The organism is Halocatena pleomorpha (genome assembly GCF_003862495.1).
In the GTDB taxonomy this organism is placed as follows: Archaea; Halobacteriota; Halobacteria; order Halobacteriales; family Haloarculaceae; genus Halocatena; species Halocatena pleomorpha.
Genome location: NZ_RRCH01000011.1, coordinates 82,911 through 98,229, shown reverse-complemented (window position 1 = coordinate 98,229; position 15,319 = coordinate 82,911). Strand labels below are relative to the sequence as shown.

Genomic DNA, 15,319 nt, shown 5'->3' with positions numbered 1-15,319 from the left:
CGATGGTCGCCGTGGCCGAGATGGTCGAGACGATCACGATGGTCACCGTGGCCGAGACGGTCGAGACGGTCGAGGCCGGGATTGTCGAAAGAAAGACGACGACTGAGATCACGAAACACGCGAACGTTTCGAGATCCAGTGGCACCCGTCACATCCCCTTAGTCGATATTTTTTGGCGGTTGAGAATAACCGAACGCGATCCGAAAAGAGCCATCGGTAGCTAGTTGTCAGGCTCGGAATGGGGACACTCTATGCGTTGGACGGTAGAACGCTGTTTGGTGAAATCCCCCGCCGTAGCGAACCCGACAGCGCAGTAGGTATGTCCTCCCATCGCTCTCGCGAACCAGCGCGAACACATCAAATCGGTCGGAATAGAACGGTTAGGCGCTCACTACCGAGAGAAACACGTTCATACTTAGGTGGGTAGCTGCGCGGACAGTTATTGAACAATGAATCGGCCGCACGACGATACAAACAGTTCATCAACGGCGGTGTACGAGCGTATGCTCGGCTTGAGCGCGAAGACCGTGGTGGTCGTGATGGTAGTGATCACTGTCGGTGCCATGAGTCTCAGCATGGCACCGATCGCAGACGCACAGAACGGAACTCAGACAGGGGGCGGAAACAACGCCTCCGAAACGTTCGCCGTCCAACAGGGCGATACGTGCTATACGGTCACCCCGATGGGCGACGGAACGAATAACGTGGTTAGCTACTACGACTACCGCACCCACGGAAGCGGATACAGTTCCCGCGGAACGACCGACCTGCAGATCGATGACACGAGCCAGTTCTTCTTCTACAAGGGGAACGGCGGGCTGAGCCTCGTCTTCCTCCACGATCAGTTTTCAGGAAATCGGAGCACTGGCGGCGGCACTGTGACGCTCGTAATGCGTGGGATGCCGGTCACCGGCGGCTGGACTGTGAAAGACGACGGCTACGCCGGAGCGAACGACACCTTCACGTTCAACAAATCAATGACAACGGCGTCATGGGGATGGAACGGTGGACGTAACGACGGCGGTGTCTACCGAGCACCCCCTGACGACTGGAAGGGAGAGATAACCATCGATCCGAAGTTCAACAGAGAGGCAGAGCACTATCCCTACTCCGGCTGGGAGGGTGAAGGAACGATGAACCAAGTCGAGCGCTGGATCGTCCGCTCTGGCGATGAGCAGGCCCATGCGCTCAACATGTATGAAGAAGTGAAGATAACCCCTGGAACGTGTGATTCGAAGGGCGGAACCCAAACCCAACAGCAAGACCAAGGCCAAGGTCAGAGCCAGATGACCAGTAATCAGGATTCGAACGACGACTCCGGTGGGTTGCGAACCATCGTTTCCGGACCGGGCTTTGGCGTCGGGCTGACGGTGCTCGCGTTGGCCGTGGCACTAGTTGCGATCGTCGCCCGCAGACGCCGGTGAATCGTCCGACGGCCGAAACCGTTCCGGATCAGTTCACGATCCTTTCTGTGGAGCCAGAGACACTGAAATACGAGTCGTTCCGACGATACGTTTAACAGAGACGGGACGAACCGTAGTACATGAGTTCGGTTCCGGAACGCGGTAAAATCGAGGAACAGTATAAATGGGATACGGATGACCTGTTCGTGAATGATGCGGAGTGGGAAGACAGCTATGAGACAGCCGAGTCGCTTATCGAGGAACTCAAAGAATACGAAGGCCGCGTAACAGAGGACGCTGAAACGTTGCTGTCGGTGCTACGTCACTCCGAGCGGATGATGCGTATCGTTTCGAACGTCGCCACGTACACGCGGATGCGAAGCGACGAGGACACCCGCAACCAGCAGTATCAGGCGTTATCAGCACGGGCGCAGTCGTTGGTTGCCGACGCCAGAAGCGCAGCGGGATTCATCGAACCGGAGATCCAAACACTCACCGAGGCGGAGCTTGCGGACCTGATGGACCACGAGCCGGCGCTCGAACAGTACGAGCAGTATTTCGATGACGTGCTCCGGCTGAAGCCGCACACGCGATCGACAACGATCGAGCGGCTGCTTGCCGATTTCAGCGACGTAACCGACGCGCCGGGGGAGATCTACACCATGCTGACGAACGCGGATATGACGTTTCCGGCTGTCGAAGATCCCGACGAAAACGCGGTCGAGATTACGCTGTCGAATTTCACGACGCTACAGAAAAATCCGGATCGGGCGTTCCGCAAGGAGGTGTATGAGACGTTCTACGACGAGTGGGAATCAGTCCGAAACGCGATCGGGGCAGCGTACAAAAAAAGCGTGACAGCTGACGTGAAACAGGCCCGAACACACAATTATGAAACCGCCCGTGAAGCCAAGCTCGACGGCACAAACATCCCGATTTCCGTGTACGACACCCTCGTCGAGACGGTCAATGATAATCTCAGTGTCCTCCACGAACATCTCGAACTGAAGCGCGATGTACTTGATCTCGACGAACTCAGGATGTGGGACGTGTACATGTCGCTTACTGGGGACGAAAGTCCGACAGTGACCTACGAACAGGCGAGGACGTACGTCACCGACGCGGTCGCTCCCCTCGGAGAGGAGTACCAGTCCCGCTTGGCAGACGGACTCGATGCGCGGTGGGTAGATGTCTACGAGAACGCGGGAAAGCGATCGGGGGCATACAGCAGCGGAACGTACGATACTCAGCCGTACATCCTGATGAACTATCAGGACGACGTGTCGTCACTGTTCACGCTGGCGCACGAACTCGGCCATTCAATGCACAGCCAGCTGACAAAGGAGACACAGCCGTACGTGTACAGCGATTATGAGATCTTCGTTGCGGAGGTCGCCAGTACCGTCAACGAGACGTTGCTCACCCACCACCTCCTTGAGACGGTTGATGACGAACAGCTTCGCCGTCACGTTCTCGATCAGTATCTTGAGCGGTTCCGATCAACGTTGTTGCGACAGACCATGTTCGCGGAATTCGAACAGAGAACCCACGAAATCGTCGAAGACGGGGGTGCGCTCACTCCAGATCGACTCGATGAACTGTACGGTGGGCTGAAACGCACGTATCTCGAACCAGCGGTTGTTGATGACCGGATTGATCGGGAGTGGATGCGCATCCCGCATTTCTACAATGCGTTCTACGTCTACCAGTACGCGACGGGGATCAGCGCGGCGGTTGCGATCGTCGACCGACTCCTCGACGACGACGAACCCAATGCCGCCGAGCAGTACCGCCAGTTCCTCAATTCGGGATCCCGTGAGTATCCCCTCGAACTCCTCCAGAATGCCGGTGTGGACATGCAACAACCGGCTCCCATCGAAACGACGTTTTCGACGTACGAAGAGTATCTCGGCGTGTTCGAGCAACTGAACTGATCAATCACGCATCAGACTGATAAACGCGTTGTCGTCCATCTCCTGCGTTCTGTCGTCGAGTCGCGCAGCGAGTTCCTCGATCCGTGATTCGAGCGTTGATAACTCCTCGTTTGAGGGCGTTGCCGAGGCGAGAAGTTCGCTCCGCTCAGCGAGCAAATCGAAATATTCGGTCTCCAGTTCACGATAGTTCTCGTGGGCAAGCATCTGTGAGACGACGGACAGTAACTCGTCTTTCGTGATGGGTTTCGTGATCGCCGCGTCGGCCCCTGCCTCGATGAGATCGAAGTTTGACTCGACGGCAGTCGCCATCACGATTTTACAGTCTAACGACTGCTCTCGTACGTTTTCGATTACCTCCCGTCCAGTCAGAGCTGGCATCAACCGGTCCAACACCATGATATCAACGTCCTCGTCGATCAGCTCTAACGCACGCTCACCGCTCTCTGCAGCGCGTATCTGATAGTCATCAGATAACCAATGTGAGTAAATGTCCACCAGCGATGATTCATCTTCTACGATCAACACGATGGGATCCGTATCACTCATTGAGCCGCAATCACACGCCAAATTGATTAATATTCCGATTATCCAACTATATCAAGACAATTGTATTATATCGAATACTAATGTGTAATTATACCTGGGTTGAGACGGGTTCACTTACTTTGACGCTTGGTTGAGGGCGTTGAGGGCTGTCGCTGCGTCCTCCGTGGCCGCGAGGAACTTACGCGCTCGGTCAGGGTCCTCCGTCGTTTCAGCGCGTTTGGCGAAACGCGTGAGAGTGGCCACGAGCGACTGGTGCGCCGTCGAGAGACCGGAATCTGACGGAGTGTTGACAGACGCGGCCGGTGCGTCTGTGGTGGTCGCAGTGTCCGGTTCTGGGGGATCGTCGGCTGGGACTGTTTCGTCTTCGGTGTCGATCTGCGTCGACATCGTTGTCTCTGTCGACTCCGATGGTTCGGCGTCTGTTGATGACTGCTGTGTGTCTGCCGATTGGTGTCCGTCGGTTCGGACCTGACAGGTCGGACAGAACTCCTGACCTTCATACCGGAACAGGGGATCGCCACAGGAATCACAATGTGTGTCAGTCATCGTCGCTCCCTGTAGAAGGAGTTCGCTCATCCGCTCCGTGCTTTCGCGTTTTCGTTTGTCCTCTTCGAACTGCTTTCTGAGCTTCTCCCGTTCGGCTTCCTCATCGAATTCGCTCATATACGAGAGGAAGTGGTCGATCTCAAAAAGGTCTCCGACGAGAAACGGAGTGCCGGGCACTTCGATCGCCAGATCGAAACGTCGTATCTCACACGAATTTTATTCGGATTTTTTGGTTCTGGTTATAGCAGTTGTGCAGAACGGTGTAAACGATATTTTGTACACGTGTTACCAATGTCGAAATGATAGCTTTCGAAGCGTTTAACCGGTCCGTACGCCGATTTTGGGGTATGGTAAAAGTCAGCGTAGTCGGTGCGGCAGGGACTGTTGGTGCAGCAGCCGGATACAACATCGCGCTCCGTGACATCGCAGATGAGGTAGTGTTCGTGGATATTCCCGACCAAGAGGACACGACAATCGGGCAGGCAGCCGACGTGAACCACGGCGTCGCCTACGACGCGAACACGGACATTCGACAGGGAAGCTACGAGGAGACAGCTGGCTCAGATGTAGTCGTTATCACGGCGGGCATTCCACGCAAGCCCGGCCAGACACGACTCGATCTGGCAGAGGACAACGCGCCGATCATGGCGGACATCGGCGCGTCGCTGGCCGAGTACAACGACGATTTCGTGACGGTTACCACCTCGAACCCCGTCGATCTCCTGAACCGGCATCTGTACGAAGCAGGTGATCGTGCCCGAGAGAAGGTGATCGGGTTCGGTGGCCGTCTCGACAGCGCACGGTTCCGGTACGTGCTTTCACAGGAGTTCGACGTGCCGGTGACGAACGTTGAGGGGACGATCCTCGGTGAGCACGGGGACGCACAGGTGCCGGTGTTCTCGAAGGTGCGAGTGAATGGCCGTGATCCGTCGTTCACGGACGAGAAAAAGGACCGTATTCTCGGAGATCTTCAAGAAAGCGCGATGAACGTCATCGAGCGCAAAGGAGCGACCGAGTGGGGACCGGCCACGGGTGTCGGCCACATGGTCGAGGCCGTCCTCCGAGACACCGGCGAGGTGCTCCCCGGTTCGATCGCACTCGATGGCGAGTTCGGCCACAGCGGCGTCGGTCTCGGCGTCCCCGTCAAGCTCGGCCAGAACGGAGTCGAGGAGATCGTCGAGTGGGATCTCTCTGAGAGCGAACAGGACCAACTGGACGACGCAGCCGAGAAGCTGGCCGAACAGTACGAGAAGATCGCGTGAGAACCCTGCCGACGGCTCAGCGTTGACGACCAGACACACCGGACAGCGATCAATCGAGTCGGTACACTTTTCATTCCCTACGGATTCCAACACGTATGAATGATCCTCACGTCGCCGCCGTTTGTGGCAGCCTTCGGGACGGGAGTTACACCCGAACCGCGCTCGGGCACGCGCTCGACGGCGCGGCTGATTTGGACGCCTCGACCGATCTGATCGATCTCCGGCGGCTTGAGCTGCCGGTGTACGACGCTGATGCTAACGACGCAGGAGATTCTGATGACCTCAGAAATCGGATCAGAGAGGCCGATAGCGTGCTGTTAGGTTCACCGATGTACCACGGCTCCTACTCTGCCCCCCTGAAAAACGCGCTGGATTACTGTGGCTTTGACGAGTTCGAGAACACCACTGTGGGACTACTCGCGGTGTCGGGTGGTTCGTTCACAGTCACGACGCTCGATCACCTCAGGTCAGTGTGTCGCGCGCTGAACGCGTGGGTGATCCCGCACCAGGCTGCGATCCCCAGCGTCAACAGCCAGTTCGAAGACGGCGAGTTCACCGATCCGGACACTGAAACACGAGTCAGAACGTTGGGGCGGCGCGCCGTCGAGTATGCGACGATCGAACCCGATCCCTACACCGTCGAAAGCGCCGAAAACGTCGGCGCAGACGACTAGTTTCGAACTGACGCTTGTGGGTGATACCAAGGGTGGCCGTCAGGTTGCTCCTGGATCGAAGAACGACAAGAGTCACACGGATCGGCGGTGTTGTTCGAGCATGGACGAGAATTCACGGCGGATCGAGACACGAGCGATCCACGCGGGCCAACAGCCAGATCCCGAGACGGGAGCGGTCATGACGCCGATCTACGCGAGTTCGACGTACGCACAGGACGCGCCGGGCGAAGACCGGGGCTATGAGTACTCTCGGACCGGCAACCCCACCCGAGCGGCGCTCGAAGCGAACCTCGCTGATCTCGAAGGCGGTACGCACGGCCGGGTGTTCTCCAGCGGGATGGGCGCGATCAACACGGTGCTCAATCTGTGTGAGTCGGGCGATCACGTTGTTGCGAGCAACGATGTGTACGGCGGGACCCACCGCTTATTCACTCAGGTGTACGATCAGTATGCGGTATCGTTCGACTTCGTCGATATGACTGATCCCGACGCAGTGGCTGGTGCTGTCGACTCGGACACTCGTGTAGTGTGGGTTGAAACGCCGACCAATCCGTTACTGAACGCGATCGATATAGCGGCTGTCGCGGACATTGCCCACGAACACGACGCTCTCTGTGCGGTGGATAACACGTTTGCGACGCCGTTCCTTCAGCGACCGCTCGAACACGGTGCTGATGTCGTTTGTCACTCGCTCACAAAGTACATGGGCGGCCACTCCGATGTTGTCGGTGGCGCACTCGTTACCGCCGACGCTGCGCTCGACGAGCGTTTCGGTTTTTATCAGAACAGCGTCGGCGCGACGCCGAACCCCTTCGGGTGCTTTCTGGTGTTGCGGGGCGTGAAGACGCTCCCGATTCGCATGGAGCGCCACTGTGAAAACGCGCATACGTTGGCGACGTGGCTCGAAAACCGCCCTGAAGTCCAGTACGTCTACTATCCCGGACTGGAGAGCCATCCGACCTACGAGACCGCAGCCAAGCAGATGGACGACTACGGCGGCATGCTCAGTTTCGAACTCGACGCGACGTTAGAAGAGACGAGCGCGGTCGTCTCGAACACGGAGGTGTTCACCCTCGCTGAAAGTCTGGGCGGGGTTGAGAGCCTCATCGAACAGCCGGCTGCAATGACCCATCAGGCGATCCCACGGGACGAGCGGATCGCTGCCGGGTTAACCGACGGCCTGATCCGGGTGAGCGCCGGAATCGAACACGTCGACGATCTCCGATCGGATCTACAGGGCGCGTTCGATACCGTACTCGGATAAATTCGCGTCGGAACAGAAGGCGAAACTGATAACGACAGAACACGTACGCCTCGGCAATGAAGCGTCGGACGTATCTTTCGGGAGTAGTAGCTGCTGTCGGACTTTCGGCACCGACGGTCAGTCGATCAGCAATCGGGGGAAACGACCAACGACAGAACGCGAGGGGCGAGCCGGAGACTACAGTTCTGCAGGGAACCAGATACGAAACGGACGTGTACGCGATCGAGGGGACCAACGAGGGACCAACAGCCGTCGTCGTCGGTGGCGTTCACGGCGATGAAACATCCGGATACCGAGCGGCCGAAGCGGTGTCTCGCTGGCAGTTCGATTCCGGGCGAGTAATCGTGCTTCCGCGCGCGAACCAACCGGCGATCGAGCGGGACACCCGCCACGGTGTTGGTGGCGATCTCAATCGCAAATTCCCGCCCGAAGAGACGCCGACAACGAAGCTCGCGCGCGCGATCTGGGACGACGTAGTGATGCAATACGAGCCGGATGTCCTACTTGATCTGCACCGCTCGAAAGGGATCTACAAGTTTCATCCGGACTTCGTCGGTCAGGCGATCTACCCGACGGATGCCGGCTCCGCACCATCGAACGCCAAGGAAACGATCGAGATGCTCAACGAAAAACATGTTCCGTGGTATATGCCGTTTCACGAGTTCAAGCCCGGAAACACGGTGTACGGCAGCCGTCCGATGCTCGTTCACAAAGCCGGCAACGATCTGAACATCCCGGCGTACATCGTAGAAACGGCGAGATTCCTCACCGATCTCGACACGCGTGTCGAGTGGACGACGACAACTGCGGAATCGCTGCTTTCGTCACACGGCGTCGAACGCGCGGGGGAGGATGGGCAATGACTGTATCGGACATCCGGCGGATCTTCGTCGGACGGAGCGTCGTTGTCGTGTTCGCGCTTCTCGTCGGGCCGCTCGCCATCGGCGTCATCGACAACGATTTCATGACACCCCTTGCGCTCCCGGGCTATGTCGCGCTGTCTCTGGGGAGTTCGATCGGGAATCAGCTCTTTCCGAACTTCGCGCTCTGGGTGTATTGGGTACCGTTCTTGATGGGCAGCTACGCCGTCTCGGTCGTTATTGGTGGGATGTACCGATACGTTCGGCAGTGAGAAACCCACAACCCAGAGAAACGAGCAACCAGTGGCAGTAACTTTTTGCTACACCCGAACTGTTCAGTGGTGTGAAAAAAGCAGCACTCGATGAGATCCAGACGGTTCCGAATCCGTTGAACGTGCACGAGATCCGCAAGCCGATTTCGATGGTGCTCGGAACGACCGACTTCGCGATGAACTACTTCGAACTGGCACCAGGCGAATCGTTTTCCGGTGGCATCCACACCCACCACGACCAAGAGGAGGTGTTTTACATCAGTGAGGGCACCGCAACGTTCGAAGTCGGCCGAGCCGGTGAGGAGGAGGTGCGGGTCGGTCCGGAGGCGGCGATCCGCTTTGCGCCGGGCGAGTACCAGTGTGGTCACAACTACGACGATGAGACCGTCGTCGGGTTGGCGCTCGGCGCACCCGGCGCGATGCACGACTGGGACGAGCTAGAATCGATCGTCTACTGCCCGGAGTGTGAGGAAAAAACGGGCCACGGCGTCGCGCTCGAAAACGGAGACTTCCAACTCACCTGTACAGTGTGTGAGTACGACCACTGACCGGTGTCAAAACAGCGCGTCGCTCTCTTCGAGAATACGCGCTGGGCCACCGACGTGCCAGCGTCTCGTCGGTGCGTGCTCACCGACGGCGCGCTCAACTGCGTCAACGTGATCGGCTGTCGTGTTGACGTAGACGCTCGCGCCCGTGTCGGTGGAGAAAAAGACGGGGACCCCATCGCGTCGGAGCTCTCGCACCGTTTCAAAGATCGACAGCGTGGTGGGTTGCCAGTACACCCACCCCGCAGGACCGGTCATCGTCGTCGCGGCCAAGGAGAGCGAATCGTGCTCAGCGAGTTCGAACGCCGTTTCGAAGTCCGCGCCCAGCAGCGCATCGCGCATCTCAGCGATCTGGCCGTGAATGTGGGCCAAACGGGCTTCGAACATGTGGCTGTCGGCGGCCTCTTTGTGTGCCTCTTCGGTTTCCTTGTACGCCGGTACCTCACACCCGATAACCCGTAGCTCGTCTTCGAGTTCGGTGTCGATGCGTTCTGCCCGGCAGTCTGCGTCGTTCAGCCCCGTCCGGAGGTGGGAAAACGCGCCTGTTACTGCCCGTGCCGCCGATGACGACCCACGGCGGGCGATTGTCGATATCTCCGGGCGGCTCAACTCCAACCCAGCGGCCTCACACAGCGCCATTGCGGCCGCAGCAAAGCCCGACGATGAGGAACCGAAGCCGATGTTCGTCGGAAACGAACTCTCGCTTTCGAACCGGACTGGCGTCTCGATTCCTGCGCGGGCGCGAACCTCGTCAATGACGGTTTCGACGCGCTCTGCGGCACGCCCCGACACCTCCTCGTCGTCGATCACGATCCGATCGGACGCGAGCGACGGATCGAATTCGACCGTCGTCGTTGAGTTGCTCGGTGCGGTGCAGACGCTGATCGAATCGTGATACGGAAGCCGAAGTTCCGGATCGCGCATTCCGTGATACTTGATGAGTCCTTGAATCGGATGTGCTCGCGCTGTCGCCTTCATTCGCATATCTCTCAGGCGTTCCACTGTGGGCTTAACTGATTCGACTTCTCACAACTGGGGTGGGGACCCGCCGATCAGCCGATCTCTTCTCGTTCCTGTTCGCCTCGCGCAGATTGCTCTCGGTCGCGCCCGGACGCTGGTGAGACAGCACGACGAACGATGGCGTACCCGCCGATGATGAACAGCACACCCCAGACCAGAAACGCTGCGTCCCACAGGAGGACAGAACCGGGACCAGCAGGCCAGACGTGGTGGATGCCGAGAAGATGGTGGTCGATGATTCCTTCAACCACGTTGAATACGCCCCAACCAAGGATCACGGAACCGAACAACGCCCGGCCTGATGCAGGGACATCGTGCTGTTGCCACGCCCGCCAGAGGAGGATGATTCCGAGAATGGTAAAGACGTAGGTAACGACGTGGAAGAATCCATCAACCATCACGTTCAATCGAAGGACGCTGATAATCGTCGTGTCAGTGACAGCAGACAGCATGTGATGCCACTGAAGGATTTGATGAACGACGATCCCATCGAAAAACCCACCCAGTCCTATGCCAAGAAAGATACCGGCCCGAACTAGTGGCTTTGCGGGTTTCTGAAGACCCAGCCACGTCTCGTGATCGCTCATACGGAAGATTACGGGTGCACGGATTGAAAAGATAATGTTAACAATACTCATACTCTGTTTGTTGTTTAGCTGACCGTCTGCCCGGACAGGAGAGACCACTACCAATAGCACGCCTGCCACGACCATCGTTCTCGCACCGCACAACAGCAAACGTTGCCGTAACTGGTGGTTATAACCTCATGCAGATATATGAGTCACAAACATGGAGAGCGAGGAGCGGCGCACGCGTGGGTTCGGAACGCGGTGTATCCACGCTGGGCAACGAGCGGACGAGGAGACAGGGGCAGCAGCGCCCCCATTGTACCAAACGTCGTCGTACGTGTTCGAGGACGCCGACTACGCGGCGGATCTGTACGCGCTTGAGACCGATGGTGACGTGTACTCGCGGATCAGCAATCCGACGGTGCGGACGCTCGAACGTCGTCTCGCGGATCTCGAAGGCGGCGTCGGCGCGCTCGCCACCGGATCGGGCATGGCCGCGCTCGACGCCGCGACACTCGTGCTCGCCCGATCAGGGGACAACGTGGTGTCAGCGTCGTCGATCTACGGCGGAACGCACGCGTATCTGAGCCATACTGCGGCACGACGGGACATCGAAGCCCGCTTCGTCGACACGCTCGATTATGCGGCGTACGAGAGAGCGATTGACGAGCGCACGGCGTACGTGCACCTCGAAACGATCGGCAACCCGTCGCTGGTGACGGCTGACATCGAGCGGGTGGCTGCCATCGCTCACGAACACGGGACACCGCTACTGGTGGATAACACGTTTGCCACACCCGCGTTGTGCCGACCGATCGAACACGGGGCGGATCTCGTCTGGGAGTCAACAACCAAATGGATTCACGGATCAGGGACGACCGTCGGCGGGGTGCTCGTCGACGGCGGCCGGTTCCCGTGGTCGGAGCATCCGGAGAAGTATCCGGAGATCGGCGGTGAAAACCCCGCGTTTCACGGGCTGAACTTCACTGAGCGCTACGGAGAACGGGCGTTCACCAACGCAGCCCGCCAACGGTCACTCCGGAGTCTCGGAGACCAACAATCACCCTTCGACGCGTGGGTCACGCTTCAAGGATCGGAGACGCTTTCGATCCGAATGGAGCGCCACTGTGACAACGCGCTCGCAGTCGCCCGGTTCCTTGCTGACCATCCATCGGTCGCGTGGGTCACCTACCCCGGACTAGAGTCCCACGAAACCTACGACAACGCCCGCCAGTATCTTACGGGAGGGTTCGGAGGCATGATCGCGTTCGGGCTAGAGGGGGGCTACGAGGCCGGAAAGCAGTTGTGTGAATCCGTTGAGTTGGCGCAGTTTCTGGCGAACGTCGGGGACGCGAAAACGCTCGTCATCCATCCAGCGAGCACCACCCACGCACAGCTATCACCAGAGGAACAGCGTGCAAGCGGCGTAACATCGGATCTCGTTCGCCTGTCGGTTGGTATCGAAGAGCCAGACGACATCATTGCGGATCTCGATCGAGCGATATGAGTGAGACGGTTTCTCTGGGCGAGTTTCGCTTTGCGTGTGGGGAATCGATCCCGAACCTTGAACTCACATACGAAACGTACGGCGAGTTTACAGGGGACAATGCGGTGTTGGTCTGTCACGCGCTTACCGGGAGCGCCAACGTCGCTGGCGGACGGACAACCGGAACGAGCGGACAGGCCCGTGCGTGGTGGGACGATATCGTCGGGCCGGGCAAAGCGATCGACACCACCGAGTATTACGTCGTCTGTGCGAACGTCCCCGGCTCGTGCTACGGATCCTCGGGACCAGCCTCTACACGACCGGACGGGACGCCCTACGGGACTGACTTTCCACCAGTCACGATCGCAGACTGGACGGAGGCCCAACGAGCGTTGCTGGACGAACTTGGCGTCCCGCATCTGTACGCCGTCGTCGGCGGAAGCGTCGGCGGGATGAACGCACTCGATTGGGCGAAACGCCACCCTGATCACACCGAGCACATCGTCGCCATCGCCGCCGCTCCGCGGCTCGATCCCCAGTGTCTCGCGCTCGATTCCATCGCCCGGCGCGCAATCACCTCTGACCCGAATTGGCAGGACGGTGATTACTACGATACGGATGCGTATCCCACCCACGGCTTGGCCCTTGCCAGACAGATCGGGCACGTCATGTATCTCTCTAAAGATTCAATGGACGGCAAATTCGGTCGACGAGCGGCCGGCCGGGATTCGCTCCGCGACACCTTCCCGGTCGATTCCGCAGCCGGCTTTTTCCCTTATCGTGACGTGGAGTCGTATCTCGATTATCAGGCCGAACGCTTCGTTGAGCGGTTCGACGCCAACAGCTATCTGTATCTAACGCGAGCGATGGACAACTACGATCTCGCTTCGGGCTATGAATCGAACACTGACGCGCTCGCGGCCTTCGACGGACAAGCACTGTGTATGTCGTTCACCGGTGATTGGCATTTCACTGTCAATCAATCCGAAACCATCGCCCAAGCGTTTCGCACGACCGGGACGGAGATCGCTCACCACATCATCGACTCAGACCACGGTCACGACGCTTTTCTCGTCGAACCCGAAAAGGTCGGCCCACCGCTGTCGGATTTCCTTGCTGAGGGCGTCCGCGGAACGGCGGTCACCGATACCGCTGCTGGCGAGGACGAACGGGCGTTCGCCCCCGTTCACACGAGTCTGTTCAAGTAGCCTCACTCGCGCCAGACGAGCGGCCCCACGCCGACAACGATTGCGAGCAGATACACCGGTCGAGCAGAGATGACCGACAGCGTGACCGGGGCGAGACCGCCGATATCGGTTCCTGTTTCGGTCGCCGCCCCTTGTATCAACACGAGAAGGTAGACGGTGGCGACCGTTGCCATCGTGACACCTGCGGCCATCAATGGGTTGTCGTTGATCCAGTCCAACACACCTTCGATCGACTGCCGTGAGAGGGTCGTCATCCGTGAACGCATACCCGGTGTTTGCCATCCCCCGGAATAAGTGTACTCGACATCCCTGCGCCGACCACGGTTCAGGCGTCGAGCACGTTCCGTTCTGTGAGCAGTTCCGCCAGTTCGTCCATTGCCGTGACGGTTACGTCACACGCGGGTTCGACCGCTGGTTTCGGTTCGTATCCCACAGCAAGCCCAGCGTATTCGAGCATTGGGAGATCGTTCGCGCCGTCACCGACCGCGATCGTCGTTGTCGGCTCGACCGAGTGGGTGAGATCGTCCAGCGCTTCGTCTTTCGTGCCCTCAATGAGCGGTCCCGCTACGTCACCAGTGAGAGCGCCGTTTTCGGCTGGGAGACGGTTAGCAACGACAGTGTCGACAGTGGTGTTCGCTCTGTCGAGGGCTGCTTGGACGCCGCGCTCGAATCCGCCGGTGAGGATCGCAACGTGAACGCCAGCATCGCGGAGCGCGTCGATCAGGTCTCCTGCCCCCGGCCGAAGCGCCACCGCCTCAAACGCGCGCTGAGCGGCTGTCAGGGGAAGCCCGTCGAGCAGTGCCGCCCGTTCGCGCAGGCTCGTGGCGTATCCTATCTCGTCGTTCATCGCTCGCTCGGTAATGGTCGCCATTTCGTCCGCAACCGATCTCTGTTCACCCAGAAGGACCGTCATCTCCGAATCCGAAAGCGTCCCGTCGAAATCGAACGCAACGAGTTCCATACCGGACGCTCTCACCACGGCGTAAAAACCGAACCGATCGAATCGCGCGCAGCGGCACGAACGGCCCCCGTCGGAGGCGCGTTCCAACAACACGTTTTATATGATAGCACAGACATCATTCTGTATGAGACAACCTGACATTCATACAAGCCGATTGAGACCCGGAACGGATCTAGTCAATTATCATACTAAAAGAGGAGATAGCTGATGTGGGAAGAACCCACGGGCCGCCACTGTGAGGAGTGTGGTCAGGAGAAAAAACCACGAAAGCTCGAATTTGTCATCGAAAAGAAATCCCCTTCGGCTATTGATCAAGTGCGGGAGTTTGTCAGCAACACGATTGGATCTAGTGCAGCCGATGGTTCGGAGACAGGAGAGTCGGAAACCGTTCATAAAGAGAAGATCTTCTATCTCTGTCCGGATCTCTCCTGTGATGGTCGAGAAGGCGATATTCGAACAATGGAACGATGGCGGATGAAAACCGACCCCAGTCGTGAATTCTCGGAGGAGAAACTAGACGGGATCGTTGCAGAGAGTGTAGAGAAGGATAAAATGGGGGATCGCGTTCTTAGGGAAAATGCAGAAGAAGTGTATCAGGATATGGTAGAACAGGAAGAGGGAGACAGCACAAACGCTAACGATGAATAATCTACGGCCGAAATCTCTACAAATACCACGGTCACTCTGGCAGTATCGAGGGGAACAGTCCTGTGTTCAGCCAAGTTGCCCTCTGTTGTCGAAGCGGACAACGTCAAGATGCTCCTCACAG

At 58.4% G+C, this 15,319-nt stretch carries 18 protein-coding genes; 12 read left to right on the top strand and 6 right to left on the bottom strand.

The features are described 5' to 3' along the window. From EIK79_RS18005 to pepF, 3 genes are all read left to right on the top strand, one after another. On the top strand, positions 1 to 224 hold a 224-nt coding region (locus EIK79_RS18005; protein ID WP_221621693.1), incomplete at its 5' end, for a hypothetical protein. A gap of 225 nt (positions 225 to 449) precedes the next feature. Continuing rightward, complete coding sequence (locus tag EIK79_RS05945; RefSeq protein WP_124954207.1) at positions 450 to 1,424, top strand: hypothetical protein; 975 nt, start codon at positions 450 to 452, stop codon at positions 1,422 to 1,424. Positions 1,425 to 1,543: 119 nt separating this feature from the next. After that, a complete protein-coding gene (pepF, locus tag EIK79_RS05940) occupies positions 1,544 to 3,337 on the top strand; it encodes an oligoendopeptidase F (protein WP_124954206.1) in 1,794 nt (597 codons plus the stop codon). On the opposite strand, the gene EIK79_RS05935 is transcribed toward pepF, so the two are convergent. Both EIK79_RS05935 and EIK79_RS05930 read right to left on the bottom strand, forming a co-directional pair. Next, on the bottom strand, positions 3,338 to 3,883 hold the full coding sequence (locus tag EIK79_RS05935) for a response regulator transcription factor (protein ID WP_124954205.1): 546 nt from the start codon (positions 3,881 to 3,883) through the stop codon (positions 3,338 to 3,340). A gap of 114 nt (positions 3,884 to 3,997) precedes the next feature. Beyond that, positions 3,998 to 4,546, bottom strand: coding sequence for an Sjogren's syndrome/scleroderma autoantigen 1 family protein (locus EIK79_RS05930; protein ID WP_124954204.1), 549 nt, complete (start codon positions 4,544 to 4,546; stop codon positions 3,998 to 4,000). Between the two features lie 230 nt (positions 4,547 to 4,776). Here EIK79_RS05930 and mdh point away from each other — a divergent pair, with 230 nt between their 5' ends. The 6 genes from mdh to EIK79_RS05900 all read left to right on the top strand — a co-directional run bounded on the left by mdh (position 4,777) and on the right by EIK79_RS05900 (position 9,309). Then, positions 4,777 to 5,691 carry a malate dehydrogenase gene (gene mdh / locus EIK79_RS05925; RefSeq protein WP_124954203.1) on the top strand — a complete coding sequence of 305 codons (915 nt, stop codon included), beginning with the start codon at positions 4,777 to 4,779 and terminating at the stop codon, positions 5,689 to 5,691. 95 nt (positions 5,692 to 5,786) lie between these two features. Then, entirely contained in the window at positions 5,787 to 6,365 is a 579-nt protein-coding gene (locus EIK79_RS05920) for an NADPH-dependent FMN reductase (protein WP_124954202.1), read from the top strand. Positions 6,366 to 6,465: 100 nt separating this feature from the next. Then, positions 6,466 to 7,629, top strand: a complete 1,164-nt coding sequence (locus tag EIK79_RS05915; protein ID WP_124954201.1) for a cystathionine gamma-synthase — start codon at positions 6,466 to 6,468, stop codon at positions 7,627 to 7,629. 56 nt (positions 7,630 to 7,685) lie between these two features. After that, entirely contained in the window at positions 7,686 to 8,492 is an 807-nt protein-coding gene (locus EIK79_RS05910) for a M99 family carboxypeptidase catalytic domain-containing protein (protein WP_124954200.1), read from the top strand. Beyond that, entirely contained in the window at positions 8,489 to 8,761 is a 273-nt protein-coding gene (locus tag EIK79_RS05905; protein WP_124954199.1) for a hypothetical protein, read from the top strand. Before EIK79_RS05910 ends, EIK79_RS05905 begins: the two co-directional genes overlap by 4 nt. 71 nt (positions 8,762 to 8,832) lie before the next feature. Next, entirely contained in the window at positions 8,833 to 9,309 is a 477-nt protein-coding gene (locus EIK79_RS05900; RefSeq protein WP_124954198.1) for a cupin domain-containing protein, read from the top strand. 6 nt (positions 9,310 to 9,315) lie between these two features. On the opposite strand, the gene mvaD is transcribed toward EIK79_RS05900, so the two are convergent. Then, complete coding sequence (gene mvaD, locus EIK79_RS05895; protein ID WP_124954214.1) at positions 9,316 to 10,284, bottom strand: phosphomevalonate decarboxylase MvaD; 969 nt, start codon at positions 10,282 to 10,284, stop codon at positions 9,316 to 9,318. A gap of 74 nt (positions 10,285 to 10,358) precedes the next feature. Continuing rightward, positions 10,359 to 10,913, bottom strand: coding sequence for a DUF2243 domain-containing protein (locus EIK79_RS05890; protein WP_124954197.1), 555 nt, complete (start codon positions 10,911 to 10,913; stop codon positions 10,359 to 10,361). Between the two features lie 202 nt (positions 10,914 to 11,115). Between EIK79_RS05890 and EIK79_RS05885 the strand changes: the two genes are divergently transcribed. Continuing rightward, positions 11,116 to 12,402 (top strand): O-acetylhomoserine aminocarboxypropyltransferase/cysteine synthase family protein, encoded by a 1,287-nt coding sequence (locus EIK79_RS05885; protein ID WP_124954196.1) that lies wholly within the window; start codon positions 11,116 to 11,118, stop codon positions 12,400 to 12,402. Beyond that, positions 12,399 to 13,589, top strand: a complete 1,191-nt coding sequence (metX, locus tag EIK79_RS05880) for a homoserine O-acetyltransferase MetX (RefSeq protein ID WP_124954195.1) — start codon at positions 12,399 to 12,401, stop codon at positions 13,587 to 13,589. Before EIK79_RS05885 ends, metX begins: the two co-directional genes overlap by 4 nt. Positions 13,590 to 13,591: 2 nt before the next feature. Here the strand turns inward: metX and EIK79_RS05875 are convergent, their stop codons facing one another. Next, positions 13,592 to 13,855 (bottom strand): hypothetical protein, encoded by a 264-nt coding sequence (locus EIK79_RS05875; RefSeq protein ID WP_124954194.1) that lies wholly within the window; start codon positions 13,853 to 13,855, stop codon positions 13,592 to 13,594. Positions 13,856 to 13,914: 59 nt separating this feature from the next. Then, positions 13,915 to 14,550, bottom strand: coding sequence for a phosphoserine phosphatase SerB (gene serB / locus EIK79_RS05870; protein ID WP_124954193.1), 636 nt, complete (start codon positions 14,548 to 14,550; stop codon positions 13,915 to 13,917). Between the two features lie 207 nt (positions 14,551 to 14,757). On the opposite strand from serB, the gene EIK79_RS05865 reads away from it, so the two are divergent. Next, on the top strand, positions 14,758 to 15,198 hold the full coding sequence (locus EIK79_RS05865) for a hypothetical protein (RefSeq protein ID WP_124954192.1): 441 nt from the start codon (positions 14,758 to 14,760) through the stop codon (positions 15,196 to 15,198). Positions 15,199 to 15,319 lie beyond the last annotated feature (121 nt).

What these genes read in the sequence shown, in the direction of transcription:
- EIK79_RS05935 (WP_124954205.1), bottom strand. Translation starts at nt 3,883, where the DNA reads ATGAGTGATACGGATCCCATCGTGTTGATCGTAGAAGATGAATCATCG.
- EIK79_RS05905 (WP_124954199.1), top strand. Translation starts at nt 8,489, where the DNA reads ATGACTGTATCGGACATCCGGCGGATCTTCGTCGGACGGAGCGTCGTT.
- EIK79_RS05945 (WP_124954207.1), top strand. Translation starts at nt 450, where the DNA reads ATGAATCGGCCGCACGACGATACAAACAGTTCATCAACGGCGGTGTAC.
- EIK79_RS05875 (WP_124954194.1), bottom strand. Translation starts at nt 13,855, where the DNA reads ATGCGTTCACGGATGACGACCCTCTCACGGCAGTCGATCGAAGGTGTG.
- EIK79_RS05915 (WP_124954201.1), top strand. Translation starts at nt 6,466, where the DNA reads ATGGACGAGAATTCACGGCGGATCGAGACACGAGCGATCCACGCGGGC.
- EIK79_RS05885 (WP_124954196.1), top strand. Translation starts at nt 11,116, where the DNA reads ATGGAGAGCGAGGAGCGGCGCACGCGTGGGTTCGGAACGCGGTGTATC.
- mvaD (WP_124954214.1), bottom strand. Translation starts at nt 10,284, where the DNA reads ATGAAGGCGACAGCGCGAGCACATCCGATTCAAGGACTCATCAAGTAT.
- serB (WP_124954193.1), bottom strand. Translation starts at nt 14,550, where the DNA reads ATGGAACTCGTTGCGTTCGATTTCGACGGGACGCTTTCGGATTCGGAG.
- EIK79_RS05930 (WP_124954204.1), bottom strand. Translation starts at nt 4,546, where the DNA reads ATGAGCGAATTCGATGAGGAAGCCGAACGGGAGAAGCTCAGAAAGCAG.
- EIK79_RS05890 (WP_124954197.1), bottom strand. Translation starts at nt 10,913, where the DNA reads ATGAGCGATCACGAGACGTGGCTGGGTCTTCAGAAACCCGCAAAGCCA.
- EIK79_RS05865 (WP_124954192.1), top strand. Translation starts at nt 14,758, where the DNA reads ATGTGGGAAGAACCCACGGGCCGCCACTGTGAGGAGTGTGGTCAGGAG.
- pepF (WP_124954206.1), top strand. Translation starts at nt 1,544, where the DNA reads ATGAGTTCGGTTCCGGAACGCGGTAAAATCGAGGAACAGTATAAATGG.
- mdh (WP_124954203.1), top strand. Translation starts at nt 4,777, where the DNA reads ATGGTAAAAGTCAGCGTAGTCGGTGCGGCAGGGACTGTTGGTGCAGCA.
- EIK79_RS05910 (WP_124954200.1), top strand. Translation starts at nt 7,686, where the DNA reads ATGAAGCGTCGGACGTATCTTTCGGGAGTAGTAGCTGCTGTCGGACTT.
- metX (WP_124954195.1), top strand. Translation starts at nt 12,399, where the DNA reads ATGAGTGAGACGGTTTCTCTGGGCGAGTTTCGCTTTGCGTGTGGGGAA.
- EIK79_RS05920 (WP_124954202.1), top strand. Translation starts at nt 5,787, where the DNA reads ATGAATGATCCTCACGTCGCCGCCGTTTGTGGCAGCCTTCGGGACGGG.